This window comes from Streptosporangium sp. NPDC001681, assembly GCF_040298085.1.
Classification (GTDB): Bacteria; Actinomycetota; Actinomycetes; order Streptosporangiales; family Streptosporangiaceae; genus Streptosporangium.
In genome coordinates this window covers 1-1,403 of the sequence record NZ_JBEOZN010000320.1, presented here as the reverse complement: position 1 = coordinate 1,403, position 1,403 = coordinate 1, and the positions used below count along the sequence as shown (strand labels likewise).

The window sequence follows — 1,403 nt, the reverse complement described above, 5'->3', positions numbered from 1 at the left end:
ACGATGCCCGCGATATCACAGTGTGATCGAGTGCATCTGTAGCGTTACGCCTGGCTGGTGGTCGTCGTTGTGCTGGGATGGCCCGGTGAGTGAGCGCAAGCCGTACGCGAGCGATTTATCCGATGAGCGGTGGGCGTTGATCGAGCCGGTGCTCACGGCCTGGAAGGCCGCCCACCCATCGGTCAGTGGCCACCAGGGCCGATACACGATGCGTGAGATCGTCAACGCGCTGCTGTACCAGAGCCGGACCGGCTGCCAGTGGAACCTGCTGCCCCATGACCTACCCCCGCGTAGCGCGGTGCTCTACTACTACCGCCGGTGGCGCGAGGATGGCACCGACCAGACCATCCACGACCTGCTGCGCTTTCAGGTACGGGAGAGCAAGGGCCGCTCGGCCGATCCGAGTCTGGTAGTGCTCGACACCCAGAGCGTGCGTGCCGCAGCCGGCGTCCCGGCCGCCACGACCGGCAAGGACGCGGCCAAGAAGGTGCCGGGTCGTAAACGCGGGCTGGCCACCGACGTGCTGGGCCTGGTCATCGCGGTGGTGGTCACGGCGGCCTCGGTGCACGACAACGCCATCGGCACCGCCCTGCTGGACCGGGTCGTGGCCGCCACCGTGCCCGGCAGCGTCCAGAGCGCCCTGGTCGACCAGGGGTTCAAGACCAGCGTGGTCGCTCACGGCGCCACTCACGGCATTCACGTGAAGATCGTCGAACGCAACCCCGCTGACCAGGGGTTCGTCCCCCAGCCGAAACGCTGGATCGTGGAGCAGACCTACGGCACGTTGTCCCTGCACCGCCGCCTGGTACGCGACTACGAACACGATCCGGCCAGCTCCGAATCACGCGTGTTTTGGGCGATGACCGACGTCATGACCCGCCGGTTGACCTCCACCTCCACCTGGCGCTCGGCGTGAGCGGGCATCCCGATCCCGGCACCTGGCTGCTGGATCGGATCGACGCCCGCGAGCAGGCGCTGACCGGCCAGATCGAGCAGGCACGGGCCCAGATCGAGGAGCTGACCGCCCGCCTACGGGAACTCGACCAAGACCTCGACCACCTGCGGATCACGCGCAAGACCCTGCTCGCCTTGGCCTCCGAGCCCGATCCGGCACCCCCGCTACCGGCTCCCGCGTTTCCCGGCCACCCTGCCTACCAGCAGATCCTCACGCTCATGGCCGACACTGGCCAGCCCACCCGGGCGCGTGATCTATGCCTGGCGCTGGACCTGCCGTTGGTGCGCAACAACATCGAGAACACTCGCGCCAAGCTGAAACGCCTGGTCACTCTGGGCATCCTCGTGGAGATCGAGCCCGGATTGTTCACCCAGCCGCGTCCCTAGCTTGGCCCCGAGGCCTACGACCGGCGCTCCTCGCGCAGGGCAAGTGATCAAAGCGTCATCGC

At 67.5% G+C, this 1,403-nt stretch carries 2 protein-coding genes; both read left to right on the top strand.

What is annotated here, in order from left to right; translation table 11 throughout:
* Nucleotides 1–85: 85 nt before the first annotated feature.
* Nucleotides 86–916 (top strand): IS5 family transposase, encoded by an 831-nt coding sequence (locus ABT130_RS47595; protein WP_350966503.1) that lies wholly within the window; start codon nucleotides 86–88, stop codon nucleotides 914–916.
* Nucleotides 913–1,341: a hypothetical protein gene (locus ABT130_RS47590; RefSeq protein ID WP_350966502.1), complete on the top strand. Its 429-nt coding sequence runs from the start codon at nucleotides 913–915 to the stop codon at nucleotides 1,339–1,341. Before ABT130_RS47595 ends, ABT130_RS47590 begins: the two co-directional genes overlap by 4 nt.
* Nucleotides 1,342–1,403 lie beyond the last annotated feature (62 nt).